Genomic DNA, 25,011 nt, shown 5'->3' with positions numbered 1-25,011 from the left:
AAGCTGTCTAAAGCTCTCTCCTTGCTTTCTCAATTCATATATTTGAACTTTATCTTCATAAGTTAATTTCATTATAAAACACCCCAAAAGTTAGATTTTTTCTGTCTAACTTTTGGGGTGCAGTTCAGGTTATGCTATACTTTCGTTAACTTGACTGTTGCCCGTAACAACGGGCTTTTATTATATGGATTCAAGCTATAAAAAAAAGAGGTTGGGACAAAAGTATCCAACCTCTTAGTATTTAATCTATAATAATGATTAGTCGCAGTGGTTGAGTGGCATCTAAGCACTGATAAATCAGCACTTAGAGACCTACTCAACTGTGCGGAGGTGGGACAACGAAATCAAAGACTTCGTCTTACTGATTTCTGTCCCACTCTCTCTAAACTTAAACATTAGTCGTCTGCTTCAGTCATTTTCTCTTTGATTTCATCATATGAAAGGGCATGAGAGTCGACTTCTTTTTCTTCATTTGGCATTTTGCCTGTTTCGTAAATTGATTTGATTTGAACTGCGTCAAGCGTTTCGTATTTAAGAAGAGCTTCTGCAATCAATTTATGAGTCTCGCGGTTGCCATTGATGATATCTGCTGCTTTATTGCGTGCTTCGTTAAGAAGGTCACGGATTTCATCATCAATCATTTGAGCTGTTTGAGCAGAGTATGAGTGTTCTGGAGACATCTGTCCAGCCATCATAGCATGGTTGCCTTCGTATTGAACAGGACCAAGTTTTTCACTCATTCCGTATTCAGTGACCATAGCACGCGCCATTTGAGTAGCTTGCTCAAAGTCATTTGAAGCACCACTTGTTTGGGCGTTGAAGATGATTTCTTCAGCCACACGTCCACCCATAAGACCTGCCAATTGTTCTTTCATATCATCTTTTGAAAGGAGCATTTGGTCTTCTTTAGGAAGGGCAATCATGTAACCACCTGCACGTCCACGTGGTACAATGGTAACCTTATGAACAACACGAGCATTTGAAAGAACGAGACCGACAATGGTATGCCCAGCTTCGTGGTAGGCAACCATTTCGCGTTCTTTTTGTGACACTTGTCTGTCCTTCTTAGCAGGACCTGCGATAACACGGTCTTCAGCTTCGTCAATATCACTAGCGTCAATAATCTTCTTATTTCGACGAGCAGCAACGAGGGCAGCTTCATTCAAAACATTTTCAAGGTCAGCACCAACAAAACCTGGTGTTTGTTGAGCAACAACTTTAAGGTCTACGTCGTCAGCTAGCGGTTTATTCTTAGCATGGACACGAAGAATGGCTTCACGACCTTTAACATCTGGGCTACCAACCAAAATCTTACGGTCAAAACGTCCTGGACGAAGGAGGGCAGGGTCTAAGACATCACTACGGTTGGTTGCTGCGATGACGATAATATTTTCATTTCCCTCAAAACCATCCATCTCAATCAAAAGTTGGTTAAGGGTCTGTTCACGTTCATCATTTCCACCGCCCATGCCAGCACCACGACGGCGACCGACAGCATCAATTTCATCGATAAAAATAATGGCACTTTCTGCTTTTTTCGCATCATCAAAAAGAGAGCGAACACGGCTAGCACCGACACCGACAAACATTTCAACGAAGTCAGAACCTGAAATACTAAAGAACGGCACACCTGCTTCACCGGCAACGGCTTTAGCAAGAAGTGTTTTACCTGTTCCTGGAGGGCCCTCAAGGAGAACACCTGCCGGGATACGGGCACCGAGTGCTTTATAGCGTTTTGGATCTTTCAAGAAATCAACAACTTCAACGAGCTCTTGTTTTTCTTCTTCAGCACCAGCAACATCTGAGAAGCGCACTTTCACTTCACCCTTGTTTGCTGATTTTGCTTTATTTTTACCAAAACTCATGGCGCCACGCGCACCACCGCCACCACCTTGATTCATTAACATCATGAAGAAGGCAATCATGATAACGATAGGAAGGAAACTAATGATGTAAGAAATCCAAGTACCGCTTGAACTTTCTTGCTTCACTTTAACATCTGCGCCAGCTTCATCAGCAGCATCAGTCAATGCTTTCAATGATGAATCACTTGGGAGAACGAGGGAAGTGAAGGAAGTCACTTTGGTTGAAGTGCTGTTTCCAAAGAAAGCTAGACTGTTGTCCGATTTGACTGTTTGAGCTTTGCTATATTTCCCGCTGACTTCAATGACACCACCACTTGGTTGATAAGTGAGGGTTTTAATGTCACCAGCTTTTAGCTGCTTAACTAACTGAGTGTAGCTAATTTGTTGGGTTTGTGTACTCGTTCCTCTTAGATAATATTGAAGTGTCGTGATGACGGCAATAATCAATAAAATGTAAATAAAGGAATTTTTGACAAATCCATTATTCTTATTATTTTTCATACTCTAATAGATTATCCTCTTCTATTTTGAATAAACTTCTTCTTTGAGAACACCAACGTATGGTAAATTACGATAATTTTCGGCATAGTCCAAACCAAAGCCTACGATAAATTCATTTGGAACATCGTAGCAAACGTAGTCTGCATCAATCTCAACCACGCGTCCTTCTGGTTTATCAAAAAGAGTGGCAATTTTAACTGAGTTTGCTTTACGGTATTTGAACATATCACGCAAGTATTTCAAAGTGCGACCAGTATCAATGATATCTTCTACAAAGACAACATCGCGTCCTTCGACATTGGTGTCAACATCTTTCAAAATCTTCACTTCACCGCTACTTGTTGTTCCACCATGATAGCTTGAGACAACCATAAAGTCGATTTCAACATGGGTGTCAATGTGTTTCATGAGTTCAGCCATAAAGGGGACTGAACCTTTCAAAACACCGACTAACAAAGGTTTTTTACCTTCGTAATCCTTTGTTAGTTGAGCTCCAAGTTCTTTTGTTTTTGAGATGATTTCCTCTTCCGAATAGAGGACTTTTTTAATATCTGTTTCAAGCATTATGTCACCTTTTCTCTAACTTTCGATATAGATTTTGCCTTTCATTATACCATGTTTAGGTGGTTTTCTCAAATAAGTTTTACCAGCTACTAAGACAAATATAATCTCACCGTCTTGTTCACCGACAATTGCTTTTTGGCGATTTTCTTTTGAAACTTTCTGGTCAATAAAGAGGCGACGGAGTTTTTTTGAAAAATCTCCAAAATTAATACGGTCACCCGACTGACGACGCCTTAATAAAATGGGCGAATCACTAAAGACCTCAACAATCAGCTCAGCCCCCGATAACACTTGATTAAATGAAATTTGGTAATCATCAAAAGTAGCAATATTTCCATATTCTAGTACTTTATCTTGGGAGAGTAAATCCGTCTTAGGGCTGATTTTTTTAATCTCATAACGCCCTTCTCGCTTTTTCAGAACATAGTCTTCTTTTAGGGCGTAATCTGCTTTTTGCGGATTTCGAATCACTTGAAGCAAGTCTTCAAATTGTCCATGTGACAATGATAAGTCTTCAAACTGCTCTAAGTAGCCTTGCAATAAAAGCTCTTGAACAGCGGGTGTTTGAGCTAAAAATACCGAACAAGATTGCCCGTCTATATCTCTGGTCAAATCAGCAAAAGCCTGAAATAAGGTCTGACTCTCACTAGCAAGCCTCGTCAAGGCTGTTTGAAATTGAGGATTTTCGGTTGCCAACTCTGGGATATAGCGATTTCGGATACGGTTCCTAAAGTAGGTTGATGATTGGTTTGAACTGTCTTCAAAATGAAAAACCGATGGCAAATCGGATTTTGAAAATGGGAGGAAGGGTCTAATCACTTCTCCCTGAGCGAAAGGTTGAACAGATTTTATGGCTGCTAGATGGCGGAGCCTGCTTCCTTTAATGATTCTCATCAAGACAGTTTCTGCTTGGTCATCGGCATGATGGGCAGTGGTGAGGGCGGTGATACCATGCTCTCTCATCACTTGCTCAAAGAAACGATAGCGAAAATCACGCGCAGCTTTTTCCGAAAAAGTCCCCTGAAAATAAGAGACAAAGATTGGAACCTGATGATCTTGCGCCCACTGACGCAGGTAGGCTTCTTCCTCGTCCGACTCAGGCCGCTGCTTGTGATTAACATGGGCAATGCTGATGGTGATAGCCAATCGGTCACGGTAGCTGTATAAAAAGTGCAGTAGATTCATAGAATCCACTCCACCTGATACTGCTATAAGAACCTTTTGGTGATGCTCAAATATGCGTCTCTTTTGAACATCCTTGAATAGTTTTTGATACATTTTATTTTAAAATAGCGTAAACATCGTTGGCGATAGCTGTGATGTCGTCGTAGGAGGCCTTGTCTGTTAGGATGGACAGCACAAATGGTTCTCCGGCATAAACAATGGCAACATCGTGTTTGAAATCATAGGCGTCACCGATTTTATGAGCAACTTGGACGGAGATGTCCTTGGAAATCCGTTGATTATCAAAATCTGTGTGGGATAGGTAATCAATGACAGTGCCGTTTTGATGATAAATAGCCTCCATGATGTTGGCTGCAGCCTTGGCAGACAATTCACGTTTCTTCATATCCCAGTCCACTCCTGAAATGGAGCTGACGGTCTTTCGAAATGACTCGTTGTACTGCTTTTCCGCGTAATAGCCCAGCATATTGGTGGCGACATTGTCCGAATTTTGAGCGACAGCCTTCATCAAAAATTCCACCGTGTAATCTTTATTGTCCGCTTCCAGTGGCAACTTACTGCTACCGCTGGGGTCATAACTGTCCTCAAACTGATTGACATCTGCGACATACTTGAAGGTATCGGTCAATTTTAACTTACCGGCATCCAGTTGCTTTTGGGTCATGTAGAGAGTGGCTAGCTTGGCAATACTTGCCGAATACATTTTCGTATCAGCATTGATACCAGCGCTGGTTTGCGTTGTTAGTTGCTTAACATAGATGCTGTAATTGGACTTGTTGTACTTCTGATTAAGCATCTGTTGCACCTTGGTCATCCGATTGTCCGCAAGAGACAGGTCCTGACTAGAAACCCAGCCATCTCCCTCAATGTGATAATAAGTACCTGAGGCTGTCTGGGCTTTCTCGGTAACTTTGACCTTAGAATAGGCTTGCAGGGAAGTCTTCTTGACCTTGGTTTGCTTGACATAGGGCGCTTCATAAACCTGAAAACCTTCCTTAAGCCAGTAAGTCTCGTCAACAGACGACTGCTCTTGAACGACATCGTCATAGATATAGTCACGACTGGCCTCTAGGTAAGTCCCGTCGGTCAGTTCAAAGACAGGTGTCCCCTCTTTATTGAGTAATACTCTCTTAATCTTTAAATCTGCTTGGGCTGATAGCCACTTGGCGGGTTGACTGAGCTGCGCATCTTGGTAAACCAAGGTAATCCGATAAAGACTGGGTTGCTTGGGAATAGCTTTAAAGTAGGTCAACTGCTGACCAATAGTCTCTTGAAGCCGATAACGTTCTGAAACTGTCAGAGAAGACGTATTCTCTAGGCGGAGGCTAGCTGGGAGGAAGAGGCTGATTATTAAACTGCTGATAATAACTGATGTCCTCCTTTCTCGACAGAATTAGGTTTTAGCATCTGTTTTTGAGGGACTTTCTTGTCGAAGTTCTTGATTCTTGGCTGACAATTCCTCCAATTTCTCTTCGGAATAGGCTAGGAATTTCTCAATCGTTTCAATTAAATTTTCCATATCATCCTATTTTGGTAATAAATCTGGCAGAGGATAGACTTTCTCCCCATCCTTTGAAAAATAATACTTGGCACGCGCATATTTTGCCACAAAGGTATCATCCTTAAGCTGTTTAGCGAGAGTCTGCTGATTGTCTGTTCTTTTCTTCAACTTAGCATAATCTTTTCGTAACTGAACGACCTCTGCTTTACGACTTTGTAAAGTCAGATAGCTCCTAACCAAATTATAAGTTGGTAGGATGAAGAGTAGCATGACAAAGATCAAAACCCAGGCCATGAAGCGATTCTTTTGACGAATTTCTTCTGCCTCATAACGTTTTTTGAGATTTTCGTCCTTGATAAAGTTATTATTTAGTTGAACAACACTAGGCTTCTTGCTCATTAGCTTCTATCCTTGTTTCACTGATAATCTCGTACATCTTGGTGGCATCTTCTTTCTTGGTGCTATCCTTCATTTCAAGGACGCGCACGGTGAGCAGTTTATTGCCAAAGCGAATTTCAACCTCATCATTAAGCTTCAAGTCTGTCGATGACTTAGCCAAAATGCCATTAACCTTAATACGCCCCTTGTCGGCCACTTCCTTAGCGACTGGACGACGTTTAATAATGCGGGACACTTTTAAATATTTATCTAAACGCATAATCTACCTCACAATCTTTTTTATTCTATCATTTTTTTAGGAAAATGGCAGAGCTGTACTTTATTTTTCAATAGAATGTCATAAAAAAGAGCCCGAAAGCTCTCGATATTACCAAAAAAGAAAGGAACCCATAGCACCACCCAAAAACATCAGTAACCAAGTAACCAGTGTAAAAATCGCTAATGACACTGATTCATCCCCAAAATTGGACTGTTTCACTTTCTTATCTTGTAAAAAAGCTAAGATACCTCTATATGTTTTTAATTGGCTCTTTTTTAATAGTTTTAAAAATAAAAATAGCAGAGCTAGGTAAACTATCAAGAATAGACTACCTAGCAAACGCTCGTTCCGACCTGTAAACTGCTGTAAAGCATTCCCAATAAGTCCTAACAAAAAACTAGATAAAGCCAATAATAGCAACATTTGAACAATTCTTTTCTTGTCAACTTGTTTTCTCATCATGTCAATATCTCCTTTGATTAAATAATCTAGAGAAACATCAAAATAGGCTGCAATTAGCAAAAGGCTGTTAATATCAGGATAGGTTTTCCCTCTTTCCCAATTTGAAATCGTCTGACGTGAAACATAGAGTTTCTCAGCCAAAGCTTCCTGAGATAGCTGACTCTGATTTCTTAACGACACTAAGCGTTTTTGTAGTTCCACTTTATTCTCCTCTTCCTTATCTTAATCAAGTTGGCTCTAGTTTACCATACAAAGACTTTGTCAAACAAGATAAATCACTGTCAAAAGACTTTGACAGACCACTTTTAAAGGAGAAATGCTTTCTTTTTCTGATATTGATTGACATAGTAAGAAAGATGATGATTAAAGTACCACTAGTTCGGAGGTCGTATTTCACAGCTACACCAAAAAGCCTCGGCACTAGGAAATTGTACCACGTATTACTTTTTTCCTATAGGTTTTTACTAGAAAATAATATAAGTCTAACCTGCCCCAAAGTATAGTATAGTGAAATCGTTTAAGGTATAATGGAAAGGTCTCTTGCTTTAGAAGAATTTTAGTCCGATTGCGCTGGATGGAGAGTCGGTAGAGTGTCAAAAATTTTGATGGCTTACCGAAACTATGATTCCACTCGTCAAAAATTTTGATGGCTTGCCGAAACTATGATTCCACTCGTCAAAAATTTTGACGGTTTGTCGCAACTCTGATTCTGCTCGTCAAAAATTTTGACAGCTTGTCGCAACCTTGACTCTGCTCATCAAAAATTTTGACAGCTTGTCGCAACCTTGACTCTGCTCATCAAAAATTTTGACGGTATATTTGGAAGTTGTTTCGGCTTATCCGAATCCCTTCAAGCATTGACTAAGATACTCTAAACAAGCGAACAAAAAAATCCAACCTGACAAAGGAGACTTTATGACAAAAAATTTGTCACTTTATACCTCGGTAACCTTCGACAAGCTGAATTTTGGCAATTTATTTCACGATTTTTGACGGACTATGATGCCAGTCAACTATCATTGGAAGATGATTTGCTCGTTAATCTGATAGGAGAGGTGCGCAAGCAGCTCCGCCTTTTCAATAAGGCTAAGGAGCAGGTGGTCATCACTGAATCGGCTACTGCTATCGCTAAAGCTGATGAGGAACGCGACCTTGACCTTAAAGCTCTGCTATCTTCCCTAAACCCTTAATATCACGAGTCGTGACAACGCCGAAAAAGAGGCTTACGCCCTCATCAAGGAGGTTTTTGCCCCTTATCGCAAGATTTCTAAGGCTAACTACGAGACTGAGACGGCTGAAATCAACCAATTGCTCGAGCAACTCAAAGATGAGACGGTGGCAAAGGCTGTCGCTGACTTGGAGATTAAGCGCTTTGTGACCCGACTAAGTGCTAGCCAGCAAGCCTTCATTGACCGCTACAATAATCGCTCGACTAGCCAAGCGACTAAGACCGTCTATGACATCAAAACCATCCGCCAAGACCTGCAAGCTAGCTACCAAGACTTCATCAGCTTGGTGGACATCTACAACCGCCGCCAAAAAGGCAAGGACTACCAAGCCCTCATCAAAGTCCTTAACACCAGCCGCAAAACCTACGCCGACATCCTCGCCAGACGTAAGTCACCTAAGAAAAGCAGCAAAGTCACTGACCAAGTAGCTGAAAAAGACACAGCACTTGAGACTAGTAACAAATAGATAAACCATGACCCCAAGCTGAAAATCCTCAACTTGGGGTGATTTTTTGAAAAAAAGAAAAGACACCGCTACTACTCGGTGCCTCTTCAGGAGATTTATGAAAAAGATACGTTCACTGTTTGAACTTTAGTTCATTACAGTGACGGATACCGAAGCTTGCCTTCGGTGAAAGTTTTAGGATGGTTATAGTATACGAAGAGTGGCTTAAACTAAGCTTTAAGTTTGCTTGTAGGAAACTTAAAGCAAAAAAGTTTTCCTCAAAGAAGAGAATATCTAAACAAAACGAAAGGACACTGCTACTACTCAGTGTCCTCTCAGGAGATTTATGAAAAAGAAAAGTTTTAGGATAGTCATAGTATACGAAGGGCAGCTTAAACTAAGCTAAAAGTTTTCTTGCAAGTAACTTAAGTCGAAAAGTTCCCAGAAGATGACTAGCATTTCCACTTCGATACGTCCTTAACTGTCCGCTTGTTTACGCGCCTTAATCTCCACTAAGGTTTGCCCGAAGGTCATCAGTTCTTCCAAAATTTCATAATCTTTTTTGTTACGAATATCAAAGTGAATTTCAACCTTGCCTTGATTGTCACTGATTCGTGCTTTGAGGTTCGTTTTTGATAAAGCCTCGAAATAGTCTTGCGTCAAAAAATATTGGAGAGACACTTTTTCAAAGAGAACGACCACTTCATTTTGCTTACGTGTGACGAGTTCTGTGAAGGCTGCGTCCAAGTAGGCCTTGAGCAAGCCAATTTCTAGCAGATAGGCAGCTTGGTCAGGATATTCACCGAAGCGGTCAATGAGTTCATCTTGAAGTTGCTCGTAGTCCGAACGATTCTCTAATTCACGGATACGTTTGTAGATTTCGATTTTCTGACGCTCGTCGGTGATGTAATCTTTTGGCAGATAGGCATCAATTTGCAGAGCTAATTCAGCATTTCCTTTCTGGCGCATAGCTGATTTCCCCTGTTTATTGGCAATGGCCTGATCCAACAACTGAGAATACATCTCAAAACCAACCGAATCAATAAATCCGCTCTGCGATGCCCCCAAAATATTACCAGCTCCACGGATGGACAAGTCACGCATGGCAATCTTGAAGCCAGACCCCAGCTCTGTAAAGCCCTTGATGGCATCCAGACGTTTCTCAGAAACCTCGGTTAAGACCTTATCAGGGCGATACATCAGATAAGCATAGGCAATGCGGTTGCTACGTCCCACACGACCACGAAGTTGATACAAGGTTGACAGTCCCATGTGGTCGGCATTTTCAATAAAGAGGGTATTTACATTTGAAATATCAACCCCCGTCTCGATAATGGTCGTCGCTACTAAGACATCATAATCTCCGTTGATAAAGTCTAAAAGTGTATTTTCCAGCTGAATCTCAGACATTTGCCCATGAACGAAGCCAATTGTCGCTTCAGGAACCAACTCATGCAATTCTGAAACCTTCTGGTCAATGGTATCAACCTTATTGTAAACATAGAAGACCTGACCACCACGGTCCATTTCGCGCAAAATGGCTTCGCGGACCAAGCCAGGATTAGTTTCCATGACATAAGTCTGAACAGGATAGCGATTGGTCGGCGGGGTTTCGATAACGGATAAGTCACGAATGCCAAGCATAGACATGTGAAGGGTACGCGGGATTGGCGTCGCTGTCAAGGTCAAGACATCAACCTTAGTCTTGAGCTCCTTGAGTTTTTCCTTGTGCTTAACCCCGAAACGTTGCTCCTCATCAATGATAATCAAGCCTAAGTCAGAAAAAGCAACATCTTTGGATAAGAGGCGATGGGTTCCAATAATAATATCTACCTGTCCTTTTTTGAGCTTGTCCAAGGTCTCGGTCTGCTCTTTTTTACTACGAAAACGGCTGAGCACATCCACATTGACAGGATAGTTGCTGAAGCGTTCTTTAAAATTATCATAATGCTGCTGTGCAAGAACGGTTGTCGGCACTAAAATAGCAACCTGCTTATGGTCATTGACAGCCTTGAAAGCAGCACGCATAGCAACCTCAGTCTTACCAAAGCCGACATCACCTACCAAGAGGCGATCCATGGGACGCGGTTTTTCCATGTCCTCTTTGATTTCCTTGATAGAGCGAAGCTGGTCTTCTGTCTCAGCGTAAGGAAAATCATTGTCAAAATCTTCTTGCATCTCATCATCTGGCGAATAGGCAAAGCCTTCTAACTGACTACGCTCAGCATAAAGTTTCAAGAGGTCGTCAGCAATATCTTCAACTTGCTTAGCAACCTTTTGCTTGGCCTTTTTGAAACGACCGTCGTTAAGGGTATTGATTTTTGGTTCTTTTCCATCTGCGGAGACGTATTTTGAAAGCAATTCAATCTGTTCAACTGGGATTGAAATGCGGTCGGCATTCTGGTATTGAACCGTCAGATAGTCGCGGTGAACACCCTTGATTTCGATGGTTTCAATCCCAAGATACTTACCAATCCCATGCACATTATGTACCACATAATCGCCAACTGCCAGCTCATTATAATCTTTCAAGCGTTCAGCATTGCTGATGTTCGAGCGACGTACGCGCCTTTTGACCCGCTTATGATAAATCTCGCGCTCGGTGATGAGGACGATTTTCTCATCCGCAAAGTAAAAACCAGCAGACAGATGCCCCACTAAAATCTGAGCCTCTTTTGGCAAAATAGCTGACGCTTCTGTGATTGGAAGCTCCAGACCGTATTCTTGTAAACTTTCCTGAAGCTTCTCTAAGCCCTTATGAGAATCCACCTGCAAAAGCACCGTAGCCTTTGACTTCTTATAACGATTAATCTCATCGACCAAGAGCGGAAACTGATTGAAGAACTCCTGCATGGGATATTGAGTCAAGTTGTGTAACTTATCAAACTTGAGATTTCCCAAACCCTTATGAAAATTTGAAAAGAAAGTTGCTGGCTGATATTGACGCAAGCTTTTATAAGAGTCTGCAAAATAAGTCAAACTTGAAAAAGCTTTACCTTGCTGTAAATCCTCCGTCAAAAGATTAGCCAATTCCAAATCTAGCTTAGCATTACGGTCCACAATTTTCTGGAAATCATCATAAAAGACTGGCGTTCCTTTAGGCACATAGTCCAGAAGCGTCCACTCTCGCTCATAAAAAATACTCAAAAAACGACGAATATCCTTATGCTTATAGCCATTCTGGCTCGCTGACAGCACATCACTCAGATAAGCCCGCTGCTCCTCAGTCGCCACCTCAAGCTTATCTTCCAAGATTTTAATGGCACGCGCAAAATCAGCTGGCGCTAAAATAACATCATCTGCTGGAGCAACAAGGACATGCTCAACTTGCTCCAAAGACTTCTGGCTCTCACTATCAAAATAACGGATACCATCAATCTCGTCACCAAAAAATTCAAGCCGGTAAGGCTGCGCCTGAGAAATCTCAAAAATATCTAAGATATCCCCGCGACGACTAAATTCTCCAGGATTAGACACCTGCGAAACCTTCTCATAGCCCACGTTAGTCAAACGCTTGACTAAGTCATCAAGGTCATATTCTTGACCGACTTCAAATTGAAACTCACCTTGCTCATAAGCTTTTGGACTTGGCAAGAGAACACGCATGCCAGTTAGGCTCGTCACAACAATTCCTGTCTTGCTTTCATCTCTTAAAAAAGCCATGGTTTCAAGACGAGTAATTGATTTGTCCAAAGAGGCAAAAATAAATTCTGCCGCAGCTACATCGTCTGCAAAAAATTGGTAAACTTTGTCTTCGCCAATCAAATCATTGAGGTCTGCCACCAACTTCTCAGCTTCATTTTGAGTTGACGTCACTACAAGGATTTTTTCCTCAGTTGCTTCATAGGCTGACGCTATCACAACAGCTCTGCTAGCGCCAGAAAAACCCATAACCAGCTGGCGCCCTAAAGTCAAAACACCAGAATGCCAAGATTGAATAGCCTTATTTTGACTAAATAATTCTACAATATTCATTTTTAACCGTTATATTTCTGCATCGTTTGTTCAAAGTTACCAGATTGTAAATAGAAATTGACAGCATCGTCAACTTTGTCAAGTGTATTTTCAATAGCAATCTGGTCATCTTGGTCAAATTTCCCTAGGACATGATTAACAACCGTCATCCCATGCTTAGGGCGACCAATCCCAATCTTAATTCGGTCAAATTCCTGAGTTCCAATATGTGCAATAATTGACTTAATGCCATTATGCCCACCAGCTGACCCCTTTTGTCTGAAGCGGATTTTACCAACTTCCATATCAAGATCATCATAGATAATAATCATATCCTCTACAGCAATATTATAGTAAGTTAGTAAGGCCTTAACAGCAATCCCACTATTATTCATAAAAGTTGTCGGTTTGACAAAATAAATCTTCTCACCGTTTAAAAATGTTGAACCAACCTCTGCTTTAAAGTTTTTATCTTCTGTAAAGGTCACGTCAAGTTCTTTGACAATCTTGTCAACTGCCATAAAGCCAATATTATGCTTAGTATTATCATACTTAGTGCCTGGATTTCCCAGACCAACAATCATTTTTACCATTTTTTCTCCTTACAAATACAAAAACGGTTAAGGAGTGCTAGGCTCCCTAACCTTTTTACCCATTAGCTCTGCTATTATACATTGAAACGGAATTCCATGATGTCTCCATCTTGGACTACGTATTCTTTACCTTCTTCACGCAAGCGACCTGCTTCGCGAACAGCTTTTTCTGAACCGTACTTGATGAGGTCATCATATGACATGGTCACTGCGCGGATAAAGCCACGTTCAAAGTCTGAGTGAATGATTCCCGCTGCTTGTGGCGCCTTGATACCGCGTTTAAAGGTCCAAGCGCGGACTTCTTTTTCACCAGCGGTGAAGTAAGTTCCAAGACCAAGAAGGTGATAAGCTGCGCGAGTCAATTTATCGACACCTGACTCTGTCAAACCGAGGTCTTCTAGGAAGAGAGCCTTATCTTCATCGTCAAGTTCTGAGATTTCTTCCTCAGCACGCGCTGAGATGACAACAACTTCAGCATTCTCAGTAGCAGCGAAATCACGGATTTGTTTGACGTATTCAATATCATCTGGATTGGCTACTTTATCCTCATCAACGTTAGCTACATAAAGCACTGGTTTGGTTGTCAAAAGGAAGAGTTGTTTAACGATTTTTTGCTCATCCTCTGTAAAGTCAATAGTACGAGCAGATTTTCCATCTTCAAGGACTGGTTTGATTTTTTGAAGAATATTGAACTCAGCTACTGAATCTTTATCTTTTTGCGTACGCGCAATTTTCTCAACACGCGCATAGCGTTTATTGATTGACTCCAAGTCAGCCAAAATCAATTCCAAGTTGATGGTATCAATATCCGCTAGCGGATCAACAAAAGCATCCTCACGACCTTGTTCACGCATGACATTTTCATCATCAAAAGCACGCACAACGTGGACAATGGCATCCACTTCACGAATATTAGCCAAGAATTTATTTCCAAGCCCTTCACCTTTTGAAGCACCTTTTACGATTCCTGCGATATCCGTAAATTCAAAAGTTGTTGGTACTGTTTTCTTAGGTGTGATAAGTTCTGTCAATTTTTGCAGACGTTCATCAGGCACTTCAACCATGCCCACATTTGGATCAATGGTCGCAAAAGGATAGTTTGCTGCCTCTGCACCTGCTTTTGTAATTGCATTAAAAAGAGTTGATTTCCCAACGTTCGGCAAACCAACGATACCTGCTGTTAAAGCCATTTTTTTAAGTCTCCGTTCAAAAAATTCAATTAGTATCATTATAGCAAAAAAGTAAGAAAAAAGCTTGCCAAATAGCAAGCTTAACCGAATATTCCTGGAAGAATAGAATGTAAAAACCAAGATAAAAAAGCACCAAGCGGAAACAAGAGCCACCAGTAATCTGCAATAAACTTCAGAAAAGTCATGTTATTTTCTTTTTCAACAACTCGTTCTACTACTTTTTCTGGTGATTTTCCAAGGACTAGCTCATCTAGGCTGACTTCAAAAATCTCCGAAATCTTGATTAAGTTGTCTAGGTCTGGACTAGCATCTCCGTTTTCCCACTTGGAAATAGCCTGTCGTGAAATGAAGAGTTACTCAGCAAGGGCATCTTGAGATAATTTTTTCTCTTGTCTTGTCTAAGTTTTTTGAGCTGTTCTGAAAATACTGTCATAAACTTGACCTACCTTTCTTTTATCACTTTTATTATAAGGTTAGCCGTCACTCATGACTAGCACTTCTAGTCTCAACTAGTGGTTGCAGACACGGGGTAAACAGCTAAGAACTATGACTTCTTACGGTTGCGTCAAGACTTGCTTCATTTTGTGTTCAAAATCGTGACGACTCATCATGACCACATGGTCACAGTTGGTGCATCGGATTTTGATATCAGCACCAAGGCGAATAACTTCCCATTCATTGGCCTTTTTGCCCGTTGCTTTTATCGTGCAAGCATGGGGCTTTTTCATTTCAACAAGTGATCCTAATTGATACATGATCTCTCCTTACAAATATAAATAACGTTTTTGACTCACAAGCGTCACTTGGTCTCTACGGATAAGTTCACCGTCAACTTCTACCGTACTAGTTTGTGGCAATTTAAGACTGATTTTAGTTACTTTCTCGTGGTGAAGCAAGGGCGATTGCTCATGCTTTTTAAAAAGCAAATGTAATACCACCCACAATCTCATAAACCAATTATCCGCTGTCGTCCAAATTAAATCAATATGGGGAGAAAAAACTGTCGCAGAAGGCCAGATGATAACACCTCCACCAAAATAACGATTGTTAGCCAGACTCAGCAAAAATAAATCACTCACTTCTTCTTGGCTACCGTCTGATTTTTCTAAAGTGACGCTAAATTTAGGTTGCCTAAACAAAGCCTCTATCGCAAATAAGGGATAAGTCAATTGACCTATTTTCAAATGATTCAACCATCTCTTTAATCGTGATTGCTCTGCCTTCTCGACAGCCCACTTTCCTAAGCCCAGGTTCATGCTATTCACAACCACTCCTTCACCGTACGATAAGATATTAATCTCACGTGGACTACCATTTTTTATAAGAGCAATTGTTCCCATAAGGTCTGGCAACTGAAGAGCATTGGCAAAGTCATTTCCAGTGCCAACGGGATAATAAGCAAAGGGAATTTCAGCGGGCAATTGCGCTAAGGCACGAGACAATGTCCCGTCACCACCTACAATTAGCAACTGATCGTGAGACTTTTCAAAATTCTCCAGCAAACGTTCAAATAAATCAACATCACGATGATCTCGATGAATCGTAAAAATAGCTAGCTGCTCTTTCTCATAAATACTTTCCAGTTGGTTAATCACATTTGAAGATTGTCCCTGTCCTGAATATGGATTCGCTAAAATATATAAAGTCATATCTTTAGCCATTATATCATAAAAAAGAATCTGCCATAACACAGATTCTCAATAAGCACTCTTAGTTAGTACGAACTGGCGTGATGAGTTGAATGAAGTTTTCAGCATCTTCTCCTGGTGTCAACGTGAATGGACGTACAGGGGATAGGAAGCGAATCGTTACGGTCTCACTTTTAAGAGCTTTAAGAGCTTCAATTAAGTAGGTTGGATTGAAACTGATGGTTAAATCTTGACCAGAAAGACTAACAGTATCTAATTCCTCATTAACTCGTCCCACTTCTGGAGAATTAACATGGGCAGAAACTCTTGAGTCAGCAATTTCTAACTTAACAGTACCATTTTGAGTGGCATTAGAAATCAAGAAGGCACGTTCCATGGCATGACGCAAGGACTGGGTATCAAAAACAACTTCAGTTTCAAATTGATTATTCAAAAGACGGTCAGTATCAGGGTAAGTTCCTTCCAGCAAGCGTGTGTAGAAACTAATGTGGTCGCTCTTAAAGAGTAACTGGCTATCTGAGAAGTAAACTTCAATGCTTTCAATATCGTCTGTAAATACAGCTGATATTTCGCGTAAAGACTTACTTGGCACAACAAGGTCAAAATTATTGGCTACTTCTTCTAATTGAACCTGACGTTGGCTCATGCGGTGTGAGTCAGTAGCTACCGCCTTAAAAATTTGATTATCACTCAAAACCAAATGCACACCAGTCAGGATTGGACGACTCTCTTGTAAACTTGCTGCAAAAGCTGTTTCTGAAATGATCGTTTTCAATAATTTTGTATTAAGAACTAAAGGTGTCCCTGTAGTCATTTCTTGAAGGCGAGGATATTGGTCAACATCTTTCCCTTTCAAAGTAATCTCTGACTTACCACTTTTTAAGACAACTTGATGTTGCTCAATTTCTTCAAAGTCTAAAGTAATATCTGGTAAGCTTGAAACGATATTAATAAAGAAAGCAGCCTCTAAAAGAACGGAGCCTGTTGAACTGATTAGCAAGCCCGCATTGTCATTAGAAGTTGGAATGGTGTTTTCAATAGAAATCTGACCGTTTGAACCAGTTAAAACGATATGCTCTTCAAAAACATCAATTTTAATAGTGGATAGGATAGGAATAGCATTTTTAGTACCAATAGCTCTTTTAGTAGCCATCAGTGCTTGAAGGAATAAGTTTTTGTTAATTGAAAATTTAATCATGGGATTTCCTTTATTTTATAAGTATTAAGTTAGTAGTAATAGTAGGTCTTGAAGAAACAGTGGATAACTCTAACTAAAATGATAGGCATGCCTTATCCACTTGTTGATAACTTGTGAACAACATTTCCTTTTCTAAGTGAGTTTTCCACAAGTTATCTGATTTTATTTTTGATAGAATCTACTTCGATTTTTAGATTAGGATCTTGGGCAAGCATATTCTTGATCTTATTATAGGCATGTAGGACTGTAGAGTGATCACGTCCTCCAAATTCCTTACCGATTTTAGGTAGAGAATTATCAGTCATTTCTCGCGCTAGGTACATGGCAACTTGCCGCGCCAAAACAATATCCTGTGTTCTCTTGGTCGCCTTGATTTCTTTAACCGTTACCCCATAGAATTTTCCCACTTGTCGTTGAATATCTTCAATAGGAATAACGGTAACAAGAGGAGCATCATGTCTGCGAGAGCGGATGGCTTCAGCAACAATGTCAACGGTGATAGTATGAGCGCGTTTACCATCTGCAACAAGACTAATGTTTTTTAAAGCTCCCTCAAGTTCACGGACATTAGAATCAAATTCTCCAGCTAAGTATTCGATAGTCTCTGGTGGGAAGTTATAAGGATAGGCTTGGATTTTATTTGTCAAAATAGCTACGCGTGTTTCAAAATCAGGTGGGGTAATTTGGACAGGGAGTCCCCAATTGAAACGCGTGACAAGGCGATCTGGTAAACCTTGAAGTTGGTCAGGGTTTCTGTCGCTGGTCAGTACAATCTGCTTGTCATTTGTATGGAGAGCATTGAAGGTATTGAAAAATTCTTCTTGTGTCCCCTCCATCGTTTTCTTAGCAAGTGATTGGATATCATCAATCAGCAAAACGTCTAATGTGCGGAATTTCTCTTTTAGCTCATCCATTGTTTGTAGTCTGATATGGCTGACGAACTCATTGATGAAATTTTCAGCAGTAATATAGAGAATTCGTGCATTAGGATTATTTTCTAAGACAGCATTACCGATAGCATTTAGTAAATGTGTCTTTCCTAGACCAGGTCCCCCCCAAAGGAATAGGGGATTATAGGTGGTTCCTGGCGTATCAGCTACTGCAATTGAAGCTGATACTGCCCACTTATTTTCTTCCCCCATGACAAAGTTTTTGAAAGTATACTTCTCATTGAGGTTTGATTCAATAGGTTTTAAAGCAGCAGCTGAAGAGTTAGCGGGAGCATTAACCATATCTGCAACATTATTTGAAGGTGTTAAACCTTCTTTTGAAACAAATTGAGCAGATATTTCGGAATTGAAGATTTCAAAACCCGCCATAAGAATGACAGATTCTAAGTTCTGTTCCCAAAATAGCCGTTTTCGATCAACGTCATCAAGTGCGATTACAGCTACCCCTTGCTCAACATGAACAAGACTTGCTTCAAGAACGAAAAATTCATAGGTCGCTCGAGTCAGCTGCGTTTGGGCAATCTCTAAAATACGCGCCCAAAATCTTTTTTCATTTTCAGTCATAGTTTAGTCCTTAGTTTGTGGATAATTATTGTTATATTATATCACAACCCAATCAACTTTTCCACAGCTGTGAACAAAAGAAATCCACATTGGGGATTAAACTTATCCACAAGCTGTTGATAAATGAAAAAGCCCAGATAATAAAGGGCTTAGAATTATTTTTCTTTGTGGAAAACTGAGTGAAGTAAAAAGTTTAATTCACAGGCTATTTTAGACTGTGAACAATATTGTTAAAATCTTCAGTGGACTGAAAGGCGATTTTTATAGTTCCTTTTCCTGAGGCGTTACTAGTTATTTTTACAGGGTAGCCAAAATATTTTTCTAATTGCTTTTCTTGCTCTCTTAAAAAAAGTGCATCAGCATCAGATGTTTGAGCTTTTTTAGTTTTAAACGGCTGTTGTAACTTTAAATTTTTTAAAGCACTTTCAACTTGCCGAACGCTTAGCGACTCTTCTTGAATTTTTTGAAGCCAAAATAGTTGCTGTTCTGTTTGTTTTAGCGTGAGTAGTGCGCGTGCATGCCCTTGCGAAATCTGTTCCTGCTCTACAGCCATTAGAATTGGCTGAGGTAATTGAAGTAATCTTAGCATATTACTAATATAGGGGCGGGATTTCCCCATATATTTAGCTAATTCATCGTGGGTCATTTGCTTACGCTCAATTAGTTTTTGGTAGGCTTTGGCCTCTTCAATAGGGTTCAAATTTGAACGTTGTAAATTTTCAACAATAGCAACCTGCATGCTTTCTTGGTCTGAATAATGTTTAACAATAGCTGGTAATTCTGATAAGCCAGCCAGCTGTGCAGCACGAAAACGTCTCTCGCCCGCGATTAACTCATATCCCAAAATATCTGATGGTCGGACAATGATAGGCTGAATAAGTCCATTTTCTTGAATTGATTGGGCGAGCTCTTTGAGTTCCTCTTGATTAAAGTCAAGCCGAGGCTGGTGGGGATTAGGGCTAATGAGACTCAAAGGAATATGATCGAATTTCTCTGACATATGTTTTTCTCCGAAATAATATGGTTATTTTTATAGTTTGTTTAGTAGGTTCTGACAGGAGAGGGTGGTGAGTAAACTGAGCTCACAAAGTCAGAAAAGATTAATTAAATAACTAATCAGCAAATTAAAAGAACCGAGGTCCCCCTCAGCTCCATTTTACTATAAGTCTACTAAAATCTCTAATTTGCTAGTTATTAGTTGATAGCTCTTTAGTTGATTTTGTTAGTTTGATAGTTACTGTTTTCTTGCTTGTACCACGGTAGAAGGTTACTTTGATTGAATCGCCAATGCTATGACCATACAAAGCACTTTGAAGGTCGCTAGTAGAGCTTACAGCTTCACCATCAATTTCAGTGATAACGTCATATTTTTCAAGTTTACCTTCAGCAGGCATTCCTGATTGGACAGAGGCAACAACAATACCGTTTGTAACGCTTGTTGGAATGTTTAATTTGCTAAGCGCATTGGTTGATAAATCACTTAAATTAGCCATTGAAATACCGAGAGCTGGTCGTGTGACAGAACCGTTCTTTTCAAGCTGGTCAATAATTTTAACGACATCATTTGCAGGAATGGCAAATCCCATACCTTCAACACTTTCACTACTTGATGAGGAAGTTGATGAAATTTTACTTGAATTGATTCCGATAACTTGACCTTCAATATTAATGAGTGGTCCACCAGAGTTACCTGGGTTAATAGCTGCATCGGTTTGGATGGCGTTAGTTGATACGGTTTCACCGCTATCATTAGTCATTGTAACGGTACGACTCAGACTAGAGACAATTCCTTCAGTAACTGAGTTGGCATATTCTGTTCCAAGCGGGCTACCAATGGCAATAGCTGTTTCTCCCACATTGAGAGATGAAGAATCCGCGAATTCTGCCACATCGCTGACTTTATCAGAGCTAATTTTAACAACTGCTAAGTCAGAATAAGTATCTGAACCGACAAGTTCTCCGACGACTTTGGTGCCATCAGCTAACTGTATCTCAATTTGATCAGCACCATCAATAACGTGGTTATTAGTTACAAGATAAGCATTTTTCCCATCTTTTTTATAAATGACGCCAGAACCTTCACTGTAGACACTTAAATCTTGATCATCGGAAGAGCTACTGCTATTTGAGCTATCATTGCTTTGCTCTCCGTTGTGACTGTAGAAATCAGATAAGTCTGATGAAGAGTTACTTTGTTTTTTGTAATTAATAACAGAAACCACGGCATTTTGAACCTTTTTGACCGCCTTAGTAGTATTGTTTGTGTTGTTATAAGAAACCTTACTCTTGGTCGTTGTTGTAACATTACTTGTCTGGTTGATTGACTGCGCAGCGTAACCACCAGCAACCCCTCCCGCTAATGCTAGAACGAGAACAGCGGTATATTTTACCCAACCTTTTTTAAATGAATTTTTCACAAGATTGCTCCCTTCTTTTGTTAAAAATAGCTTATAAAAGTTGACTTAATTATAACTTAAAATAGTTTAAAAGAAAAGTATCCACAGATTGTGGATAACTAATTGTTACAGTATACTTTCTCGCTTAAAATGGCTAGAAAAGAGGAACGTTTTAATAGCTTTTCTGTGGATAACTTGTTAAAAAGCTGTTGATTATGATACAATAAGTCTATGAAAGTGAAAGTCATTACAGTAGGAAAATTAAAGGAAAAATACCTGAAAGATGGTATCGCAGAATATTCAAAGCGCTTAAGTCGCTTCACAAAATTAGAATTTATTGAGTTAGCTGATGAAAAGACCCCAGACAATGCGAGTTTAGCCGAAAATCAGCAAATTTTGCTCAAAGAAGGTCAGCGGATTCTTGGAAAAATAGGAGAGAGAGTTCATTATTGCCCTAGCAATTGAGGGAAAGCAATTTCCTTCAGAGGAATTTAGTAAAATCTTAGCAGACACAGTTTTGCAAGGCTATTCGACCATTACATTCATCATCGGAGGAAGTTTAGGGCTATCTCCCGAGGTTAAAAAACGTGCCCAGCTTTTAATGAGCTTTGGTGCTCTAACCCTACCTCACCAATTGATGAAATTAGTATTAGTAGAGCAGATTTACCGAGCTTTCATGATTCAACAAGGAAGTCCGTACCACAAGTGAATTCCATAAATGGAACAACCAGTCTGAAAAGCACACCTGAATTTATAAAGGTGTGCTTTTCAGACTGGTTAACGATGATTCCAGCAGGGTTCGAACCTGCGACCGTTCGCTTAGAAGGCGAATGCTCTATCCAGCTGAGCTATGGAACCAACTAACCTAATAATTGTATCAAAAATAACGTTTACCTGTCAAATAAAAATAAATCATACCCTGAAGCAATTGACTTCCTGTGCTTGGTTTTTCGATAAAATCCCCTAGCTACTTGACTGTCTAGTACAACCGATAATTTCTATAACATTTATTTTCTGTAGGTTATTAGTCAATTACGATTTTCGGAGAGAGACTTGCCTTCTAGGGGAATTTGATTTTTTGCTAAAATAAAAAGTGAAAAAATAAGTAGACAAAATTTGTATTTCTGATATAATAATAAGAGTGTTGAGGAGCCTCCCTTTAAAACATAGGTCCGTTGGTCAAGGGGTTAAGACACCGCCTTTTCACGGCGGTAACACGGGTTCGAATCCCGTACGGACTATGTAAGTAAAAATGCATAGCATTTTTTGTTATCCGGCATAGCTCAGTTGGTAGTAGCGCATGACTGTTAATCATGATGTCGTAGGTTCGAGTCCTACTGCCGGAGTGATAAGACACCTCCCAAGATAGTTATTATCTTGGGATTTTTTTATATCCATTTATCGAAAAACTGCAAAAAAACTGATATTTCAGCTTTAGATTTTGCTGGAGTATCAGTTTTTATATTTACGGTTTAATGGGGGATTTTGAATGATAGGATCTAAGGCTACGATTATAGAAAAAGTAAGCTACACAGGCTGTTATGCTTAGAATAAGTCCAAGATAGAAGCCTTGAGGGGTGAAAGTTAGGACAACAATTCCTTTGCCTTTTGGAACATCAACAGCCATGAATCCTTTTTGAGCTTGTCTTATAGTAACTTTTTTCCCATTCAATTTAGCTGACCAACCTTTATCATAAGGAATGGTAAGGAAAAGTGAGGTATTTTTGTCACTAGTATATTGGATATTGACACGATTAGATTTATTTTTGGCAGTGACTGACCGTTGATTGATGGTTGTCATGGCCTTCTGATAACTCTCAATATCTAGAGCGTAGAAGTTGGGTGATGAAAAAGTGACTTGGTTGTTATCTGGGAAGGACATGGTTACGGTTAGTTGCTGATTTTTTTTGAAGTAACCTAGGTCAAAGAAAGAATAGGCATTATCTGTGGTGTAAGTTTTTGAGTTACCGTTAACTGAAATAGTCACAGTATCGCTATTGTCATTTGAAAAGGAGAGATTTGGGACGCTGACATAGACTTGGCTATCAGTGGGAGTGGTTACAGCGAAGCTAATGTTTGTGACACCACTAGCGTCTTTAGCGAGTGTCAGCTGGTTATTGAAGACTCGTTGTCCTGACTGGATACTGGCAGGTAGGCGTGAAAAGTAGCTTTCATGAAGTCCAGAGAGTTGATTTAGTAATCTAGTTTGGTTATCTAGCGTATTTCGGTCAAAAGTAGCGTTTTTAAATGTTGTCGGTGTCAGTATTGCTAGCTGACTGGCAAATCGATTACGGTAGAGATATGTTGTTCTCGAACTTGTTTGCAAAGTGAATCCAAACTTTGTGATTGGTTCAGTATCGAGGTTATATTTGACAGCGAATAGGCTGTCGGTAATTAGAGTGTTATTTTGGTAGCGGAGATTAAGGTTGGTTCCAACAGATTTAAATCCTAGACGGTCAAGAGTGGAGCTGGATAGGCGATTTCTGATAGAAGAAAATTGAGAAATGCCGTTATAGTTAAATTTCATGCTATCGTTACCGGTTTGACTATGAAGTTGTTCGGTTCGATAAAAAGTGTTCTCTTTAGTTTTACTATACTTGACAAGCTTGTCAATGTCATTTAACTGACGATTGTAGCCTTCTCTTGATGGAAAGACCCACTCTTCTCCTAAGGCAGAAATTTGGTAGTAGGTGTTCAAAGATAATTCTAACAGTGTAAAGAATACTGTAAAGGCTAGAAATAGGTATTTAGGGAACTGCTTTTGCTGGTGACTGATAAAAAGAACTAAATAAGCTATCAAGAAAGATAAGCTGATGGCAATAAGGCTTATTGAAATGTAGTCATAGTGTTTCTGGTTTAAAGCGACAGCAATAAATCCTATCCCTAGAAAACCTCCGAGTCCTAAAAAGACTTTCCAGTTGATGTTCTCTAGGTGTTGTAAGCTCTCAGCTGCTAGGAATATTATCAGTGTTGACCATACCCAAGAATAGCGATGTAAAAACATGTTTGGGGTGTGCATTCCTTGCCAAAGCAGGTCAAGTGGTTGTAGATAAAAGGAGGCTATCAAGAATAGGAGTAACAGGCTGTAGCTAATTCGAAGCCCTTTTGAGAGTTTGGAAATTGTAAAGAAACTTAGTGCTAGAAGGAGTGGCAAAATTCCCACATAGATTGTAGGAACAGCACCAAATTTTGTTGTGTCATAGGAGCCGACAAGATTTTTAGCGAATAAATCTAACCACCAGCTATTATCTGTAAATAATGTTGTAAAGCTTGTAAACTTCTCGCCGTGAGTTGCTAAATCAAGATAAGTAGGGATTAGCATGATACTAGCAGATAGCGTTGCTAGTAAAGAAACGACAATAAAGTCGAGGTATCTTTTTAAGGCTAGTTTTACAGTTGAAAGTCTGTTTAATTGCACGAGACCGTAGAGTGCAACAAAGATGGCGGTCATAAATCCAAAGTAGTAATTTTGGATGAAGAGAATTGTCAGTGTAAGATAGTAGAGTGTTCGGTGTTGTTTTTCGATGAGCTGATGGACACCTAAAATGATAAGAGGCATCAGAATGAAAACATCCAGCCACATATTGATTTCAATCTGGCTGAGGCTGAAACTCATGAGGGCGTAGGAAGCTGACAAAATAAGTCTAAAATTTGAATGTATTCGAGTAAATAATTTGGACAGGCTAACGTAGGTTGATAAACCAATCAGTCCAATCTTAATCAGTGTCAGTAGATAGATAGCGTCAGCCATTGACCCCAAATCAAAAAAATAAGTCAGAGGTGACAAAAAAGAGCCAAGGTAGTAGCTAATTAGGGCGTAGAAATTAAGTCCCAACCCACTAGTGAAAGTATAAAAAAGGCTACCAGAACCATGCAAAATATTGCGCAATGTCTGGGCAAAAATGACGTACTGGTGGAAGCCATCACTGGCCAAAATAGTCGTCTTACTTCCCCAATAGATATTTTGGCTGGCTAGTACACTAGCTGTGATAATAACCGGAATCAGAAAGCTAAGGAGGTAATAAAGAGAGCGTTGATGTTTTTCTATGAAGGACATGTGAGTCTCCTTTTGATTATGGTAAAAGAGGCTGGATATGATTTCCAACC

General features: G+C 39.9%; 20 protein-coding genes, 3 tRNA genes and 3 pseudogenes. 5 read left to right on the top strand and 21 right to left on the bottom strand.

Annotated features, from left to right (window positions below; translation table 11 throughout):
- The 9 genes and pseudogenes from IYQ92_RS08525 to IYQ92_RS08485 form a co-directional block, all read right to left on the bottom strand.
- A pseudogene (locus tag IYQ92_RS08525) lies at nucleotides 1-72 on the bottom strand (transposase); the annotation flags it as partial.
- Nucleotides 73-395: 323 nt separating this feature from the next.
- On the bottom strand, nucleotides 396-2,366 hold the full coding sequence (gene ftsH, locus IYQ92_RS08520; RefSeq protein ID WP_195676259.1) for an ATP-dependent zinc metalloprotease FtsH: 1,971 nt from the start codon (nucleotides 2,364-2,366) through the stop codon (nucleotides 396-398).
- Nucleotides 2,367-2,387: 21 nt separating this feature from the next.
- On the bottom strand, nucleotides 2,388-2,930 hold the full coding sequence (gene hpt / locus IYQ92_RS08515; protein WP_195676258.1) for a hypoxanthine phosphoribosyltransferase: 543 nt from the start codon (nucleotides 2,928-2,930) through the stop codon (nucleotides 2,388-2,390).
- Nucleotides 2,931-2,945: 15 nt separating this feature from the next.
- Nucleotides 2,946-4,208, bottom strand: a complete 1,263-nt coding sequence (tilS, locus tag IYQ92_RS08510) for a tRNA lysidine(34) synthetase TilS (RefSeq protein WP_195676257.1) — start codon at nucleotides 4,206-4,208, stop codon at nucleotides 2,946-2,948.
- Between the two features lies 1 nt (nucleotide 4,209).
- On the bottom strand, nucleotides 4,210-5,481 hold the full coding sequence (locus IYQ92_RS08505; protein WP_195676261.1) for a serine hydrolase: 1,272 nt from the start codon (nucleotides 5,479-5,481) through the stop codon (nucleotides 4,210-4,212).
- A gap of 27 nt (nucleotides 5,482-5,508) precedes the next feature.
- A complete protein-coding gene (locus IYQ92_RS08500; RefSeq protein WP_195676256.1) occupies nucleotides 5,509-5,634 on the bottom strand; it encodes an SP_0009 family protein in 126 nt (41 codons plus the stop codon).
- A gap of 6 nt (nucleotides 5,635-5,640) precedes the next feature.
- Nucleotides 5,641-6,015: an FtsB family cell division protein gene (locus IYQ92_RS08495; protein WP_195676255.1), complete on the bottom strand. Its 375-nt coding sequence runs from the start codon at nucleotides 6,013-6,015 to the stop codon at nucleotides 5,641-5,643.
- The gene (locus IYQ92_RS08490; RefSeq protein ID WP_195676254.1) at nucleotides 5,999-6,274 is read right to left on the bottom strand and encodes an RNA-binding S4 domain-containing protein; all 276 of its coding nucleotides are present in this window, start codon (nucleotides 6,272-6,274) and stop codon (nucleotides 5,999-6,001) included. The genes IYQ92_RS08495 and IYQ92_RS08490 overlap by 17 nt, the downstream gene beginning before the upstream one ends.
- Nucleotides 6,275-6,382: 108 nt before the next feature.
- A complete protein-coding gene (locus tag IYQ92_RS08485) occupies nucleotides 6,383-6,937 on the bottom strand; it encodes a helix-turn-helix domain-containing protein (RefSeq protein WP_195676253.1) in 555 nt (184 codons plus the stop codon).
- A 788-nt stretch (nucleotides 6,938-7,725) separates the two neighbouring features.
- Between IYQ92_RS08485 and IYQ92_RS08480 the strand changes: the two genes are divergently transcribed.
- Both IYQ92_RS08480 and IYQ92_RS08475 read left to right on the top strand, forming a co-directional pair.
- Nucleotides 7,726-7,926, top strand: a complete 201-nt coding sequence (locus IYQ92_RS08480) for a hypothetical protein (protein WP_195676252.1) — start codon at nucleotides 7,726-7,728, stop codon at nucleotides 7,924-7,926.
- 1 nt (nucleotide 7,927) lies between these two features.
- Nucleotides 7,928-8,431 (top strand): DUF6261 family protein, encoded by a 504-nt coding sequence (locus IYQ92_RS08475; protein ID WP_324253076.1) that lies wholly within the window; start codon nucleotides 7,928-7,930, stop codon nucleotides 8,429-8,431.
- A 456-nt stretch (nucleotides 8,432-8,887) separates the two neighbouring features.
- On the opposite strand, the gene mfd is transcribed toward IYQ92_RS08475, so the two are convergent.
- From mfd to IYQ92_RS08425, 10 genes and pseudogenes are all read right to left on the bottom strand, one after another.
- Entirely contained in the window at nucleotides 8,888-12,385 is a 3,498-nt protein-coding gene (mfd, locus tag IYQ92_RS08470) for a transcription-repair coupling factor (RefSeq protein ID WP_195676250.1), read from the bottom strand.
- Between the two features lie 2 nt (nucleotides 12,386-12,387).
- Nucleotides 12,388-12,957 (bottom strand): aminoacyl-tRNA hydrolase, encoded by a 570-nt coding sequence (pth, locus tag IYQ92_RS08465; protein ID WP_195676249.1) that lies wholly within the window; start codon nucleotides 12,955-12,957, stop codon nucleotides 12,388-12,390.
- A gap of 74 nt (nucleotides 12,958-13,031) precedes the next feature.
- Nucleotides 13,032-14,147, bottom strand: coding sequence for a redox-regulated ATPase YchF (ychF, locus tag IYQ92_RS08460; protein WP_195676248.1), 1,116 nt, complete (start codon nucleotides 14,145-14,147; stop codon nucleotides 13,032-13,034).
- Nucleotides 14,148-14,227: 80 nt separating this feature from the next.
- Nucleotides 14,228-14,580: pseudogene (locus IYQ92_RS08455) on the bottom strand (helix-turn-helix domain-containing protein).
- 121 nt (nucleotides 14,581-14,701) lie between these two features.
- Nucleotides 14,702-14,902, bottom strand: a complete 201-nt coding sequence (locus IYQ92_RS08450) for a DUF951 domain-containing protein (RefSeq protein WP_195676247.1) — start codon at nucleotides 14,900-14,902, stop codon at nucleotides 14,702-14,704.
- Between the two features lie 9 nt (nucleotides 14,903-14,911).
- Nucleotides 14,912-15,808 (bottom strand): diacylglycerol/lipid kinase family protein, encoded by an 897-nt coding sequence (locus tag IYQ92_RS08445; RefSeq protein ID WP_195676246.1) that lies wholly within the window; start codon nucleotides 15,806-15,808, stop codon nucleotides 14,912-14,914.
- A gap of 49 nt (nucleotides 15,809-15,857) precedes the next feature.
- Nucleotides 15,858-16,994, bottom strand: a complete 1,137-nt coding sequence (gene dnaN, locus IYQ92_RS08440; protein WP_195676245.1) for a DNA polymerase III subunit beta — start codon at nucleotides 16,992-16,994, stop codon at nucleotides 15,858-15,860.
- 152 nt (nucleotides 16,995-17,146) lie between these two features.
- Nucleotides 17,147-18,508: a chromosomal replication initiator protein DnaA gene (gene dnaA / locus IYQ92_RS08435; RefSeq protein WP_195676244.1), complete on the bottom strand. Its 1,362-nt coding sequence runs from the start codon at nucleotides 18,506-18,508 to the stop codon at nucleotides 17,147-17,149.
- Between the two features lie 205 nt (nucleotides 18,509-18,713).
- Nucleotides 18,714-19,508, bottom strand: coding sequence for a ParB/RepB/Spo0J family partition protein (locus IYQ92_RS08430; RefSeq protein ID WP_195676243.1), 795 nt, complete (start codon nucleotides 19,506-19,508; stop codon nucleotides 18,714-18,716).
- 187 nt (nucleotides 19,509-19,695) lie between these two features.
- Nucleotides 19,696-20,925, bottom strand: a complete 1,230-nt coding sequence (locus IYQ92_RS08425) for a S1C family serine protease (protein WP_195676242.1) — start codon at nucleotides 20,923-20,925, stop codon at nucleotides 19,696-19,698.
- A 210-nt stretch (nucleotides 20,926-21,135) separates the two neighbouring features.
- On the opposite strand from IYQ92_RS08425, the pseudogene rlmH reads away from it, so the two are divergent.
- Nucleotides 21,136-21,613: pseudogene (rlmH, locus tag IYQ92_RS08420) on the top strand (23S rRNA (pseudouridine(1915)-N(3))-methyltransferase RlmH).
- Nucleotides 21,614-21,688: 75 nt separating this feature from the next.
- Here rlmH and IYQ92_RS08415 read toward each other — a convergent pair.
- A tRNA-Arg gene (locus IYQ92_RS08415) sits at nucleotides 21,689-21,762 on the bottom strand.
- 311 nt (nucleotides 21,763-22,073) lie between these two features.
- Between IYQ92_RS08415 and IYQ92_RS08410 the strand changes: the two genes are divergently transcribed.
- Nucleotides 22,074-22,145: transfer RNA gene (locus IYQ92_RS08410), tRNA-Glu, on the top strand.
- Nucleotides 22,146-22,176: 31 nt separating this feature from the next.
- Nucleotides 22,177-22,250 (top strand) — tRNA-Asn (locus IYQ92_RS08405).
- Between the two features lie 119 nt (nucleotides 22,251-22,369).
- Here the strand turns inward: IYQ92_RS08405 and IYQ92_RS08400 are convergent.
- Nucleotides 22,370-24,961: a YfhO family protein gene (locus IYQ92_RS08400; RefSeq protein ID WP_195676241.1), complete on the bottom strand. Its 2,592-nt coding sequence runs from the start codon at nucleotides 24,959-24,961 to the stop codon at nucleotides 22,370-22,372.
- Nucleotides 24,962-25,011: the final 50 nt, after the last annotated feature.

It is taken from the genome of Streptococcus sp. HF-1907 (assembly GCF_015594605.1).
Taxonomy (GTDB): domain Bacteria; phylum Bacillota; class Bacilli; order Lactobacillales; family Streptococcaceae; genus Streptococcus.
Note: the sequence above shows the minus strand (reverse complement) of the source record. Positions and strands in the feature narration are given on the sequence as shown.

Bases quoted from the DNA above. Each gene is read 5' to 3' on its own strand.
- ftsH (WP_195676259.1), bottom strand. From the start codon at position 2,366: ATGAAAAATAATAAGAATAATGGATTTGTCAAAAATTCCTTTATTTAC.
- hpt (WP_195676258.1), bottom strand. From the start codon at position 2,930: ATGCTTGAAACAGATATTAAAAAAGTCCTCTATTCGGAAGAGGAAATC.
- tilS (WP_195676257.1), bottom strand. From the start codon at position 4,208: ATGTATCAAAAACTATTCAAGGATGTTCAAAAGAGACGCATATTTGAG.
- IYQ92_RS08500 (WP_195676256.1), bottom strand. From the start codon at position 5,634: ATGGAAAATTTAATTGAAACGATTGAGAAATTCCTAGCCTATTCCGAA.
- IYQ92_RS08495 (WP_195676255.1), bottom strand. From the start codon at position 6,015: ATGAGCAAGAAGCCTAGTGTTGTTCAACTAAATAATAACTTTATCAAG.
- IYQ92_RS08490 (WP_195676254.1), bottom strand. From the start codon at position 6,274: ATGCGTTTAGATAAATATTTAAAAGTGTCCCGCATTATTAAACGTCGT.
- mfd (WP_195676250.1), bottom strand. From the start codon at position 12,385: ATGAATATTGTAGAATTATTTAGTCAAAATAAGGCTATTCAATCTTGG.
- pth (WP_195676249.1), bottom strand. From the start codon at position 12,957: ATGGTAAAAATGATTGTTGGTCTGGGAAATCCAGGCACTAAGTATGAT.
- ychF (WP_195676248.1), bottom strand. From the start codon at position 14,147: ATGGCTTTAACAGCAGGTATCGTTGGTTTGCCGAACGTTGGGAAATCA.
- IYQ92_RS08450 (WP_195676247.1), bottom strand. From the start codon at position 14,902: ATGTATCAATTAGGATCACTTGTTGAAATGAAAAAGCCCCATGCTTGC.
- IYQ92_RS08445 (WP_195676246.1), bottom strand. From the start codon at position 15,808: ATGGCTAAAGATATGACTTTATATATTTTAGCGAATCCATATTCAGGA.
- dnaN (WP_195676245.1), bottom strand. From the start codon at position 16,994: ATGATTAAATTTTCAATTAACAAAAACTTATTCCTTCAAGCACTGATG.
- dnaA (WP_195676244.1), bottom strand. From the start codon at position 18,508: ATGACTGAAAATGAAAAAAGATTTTGGGCGCGTATTTTAGAGATTGCC.
- IYQ92_RS08430 (WP_195676243.1), bottom strand. From the start codon at position 19,508: ATGTCAGAGAAATTCGATCATATTCCTTTGAGTCTCATTAGCCCTAAT.
- IYQ92_RS08400 (WP_195676241.1), bottom strand. From the start codon at position 24,961: ATGTCCTTCATAGAAAAACATCAACGCTCTCTTTATTACCTCCTTAGC.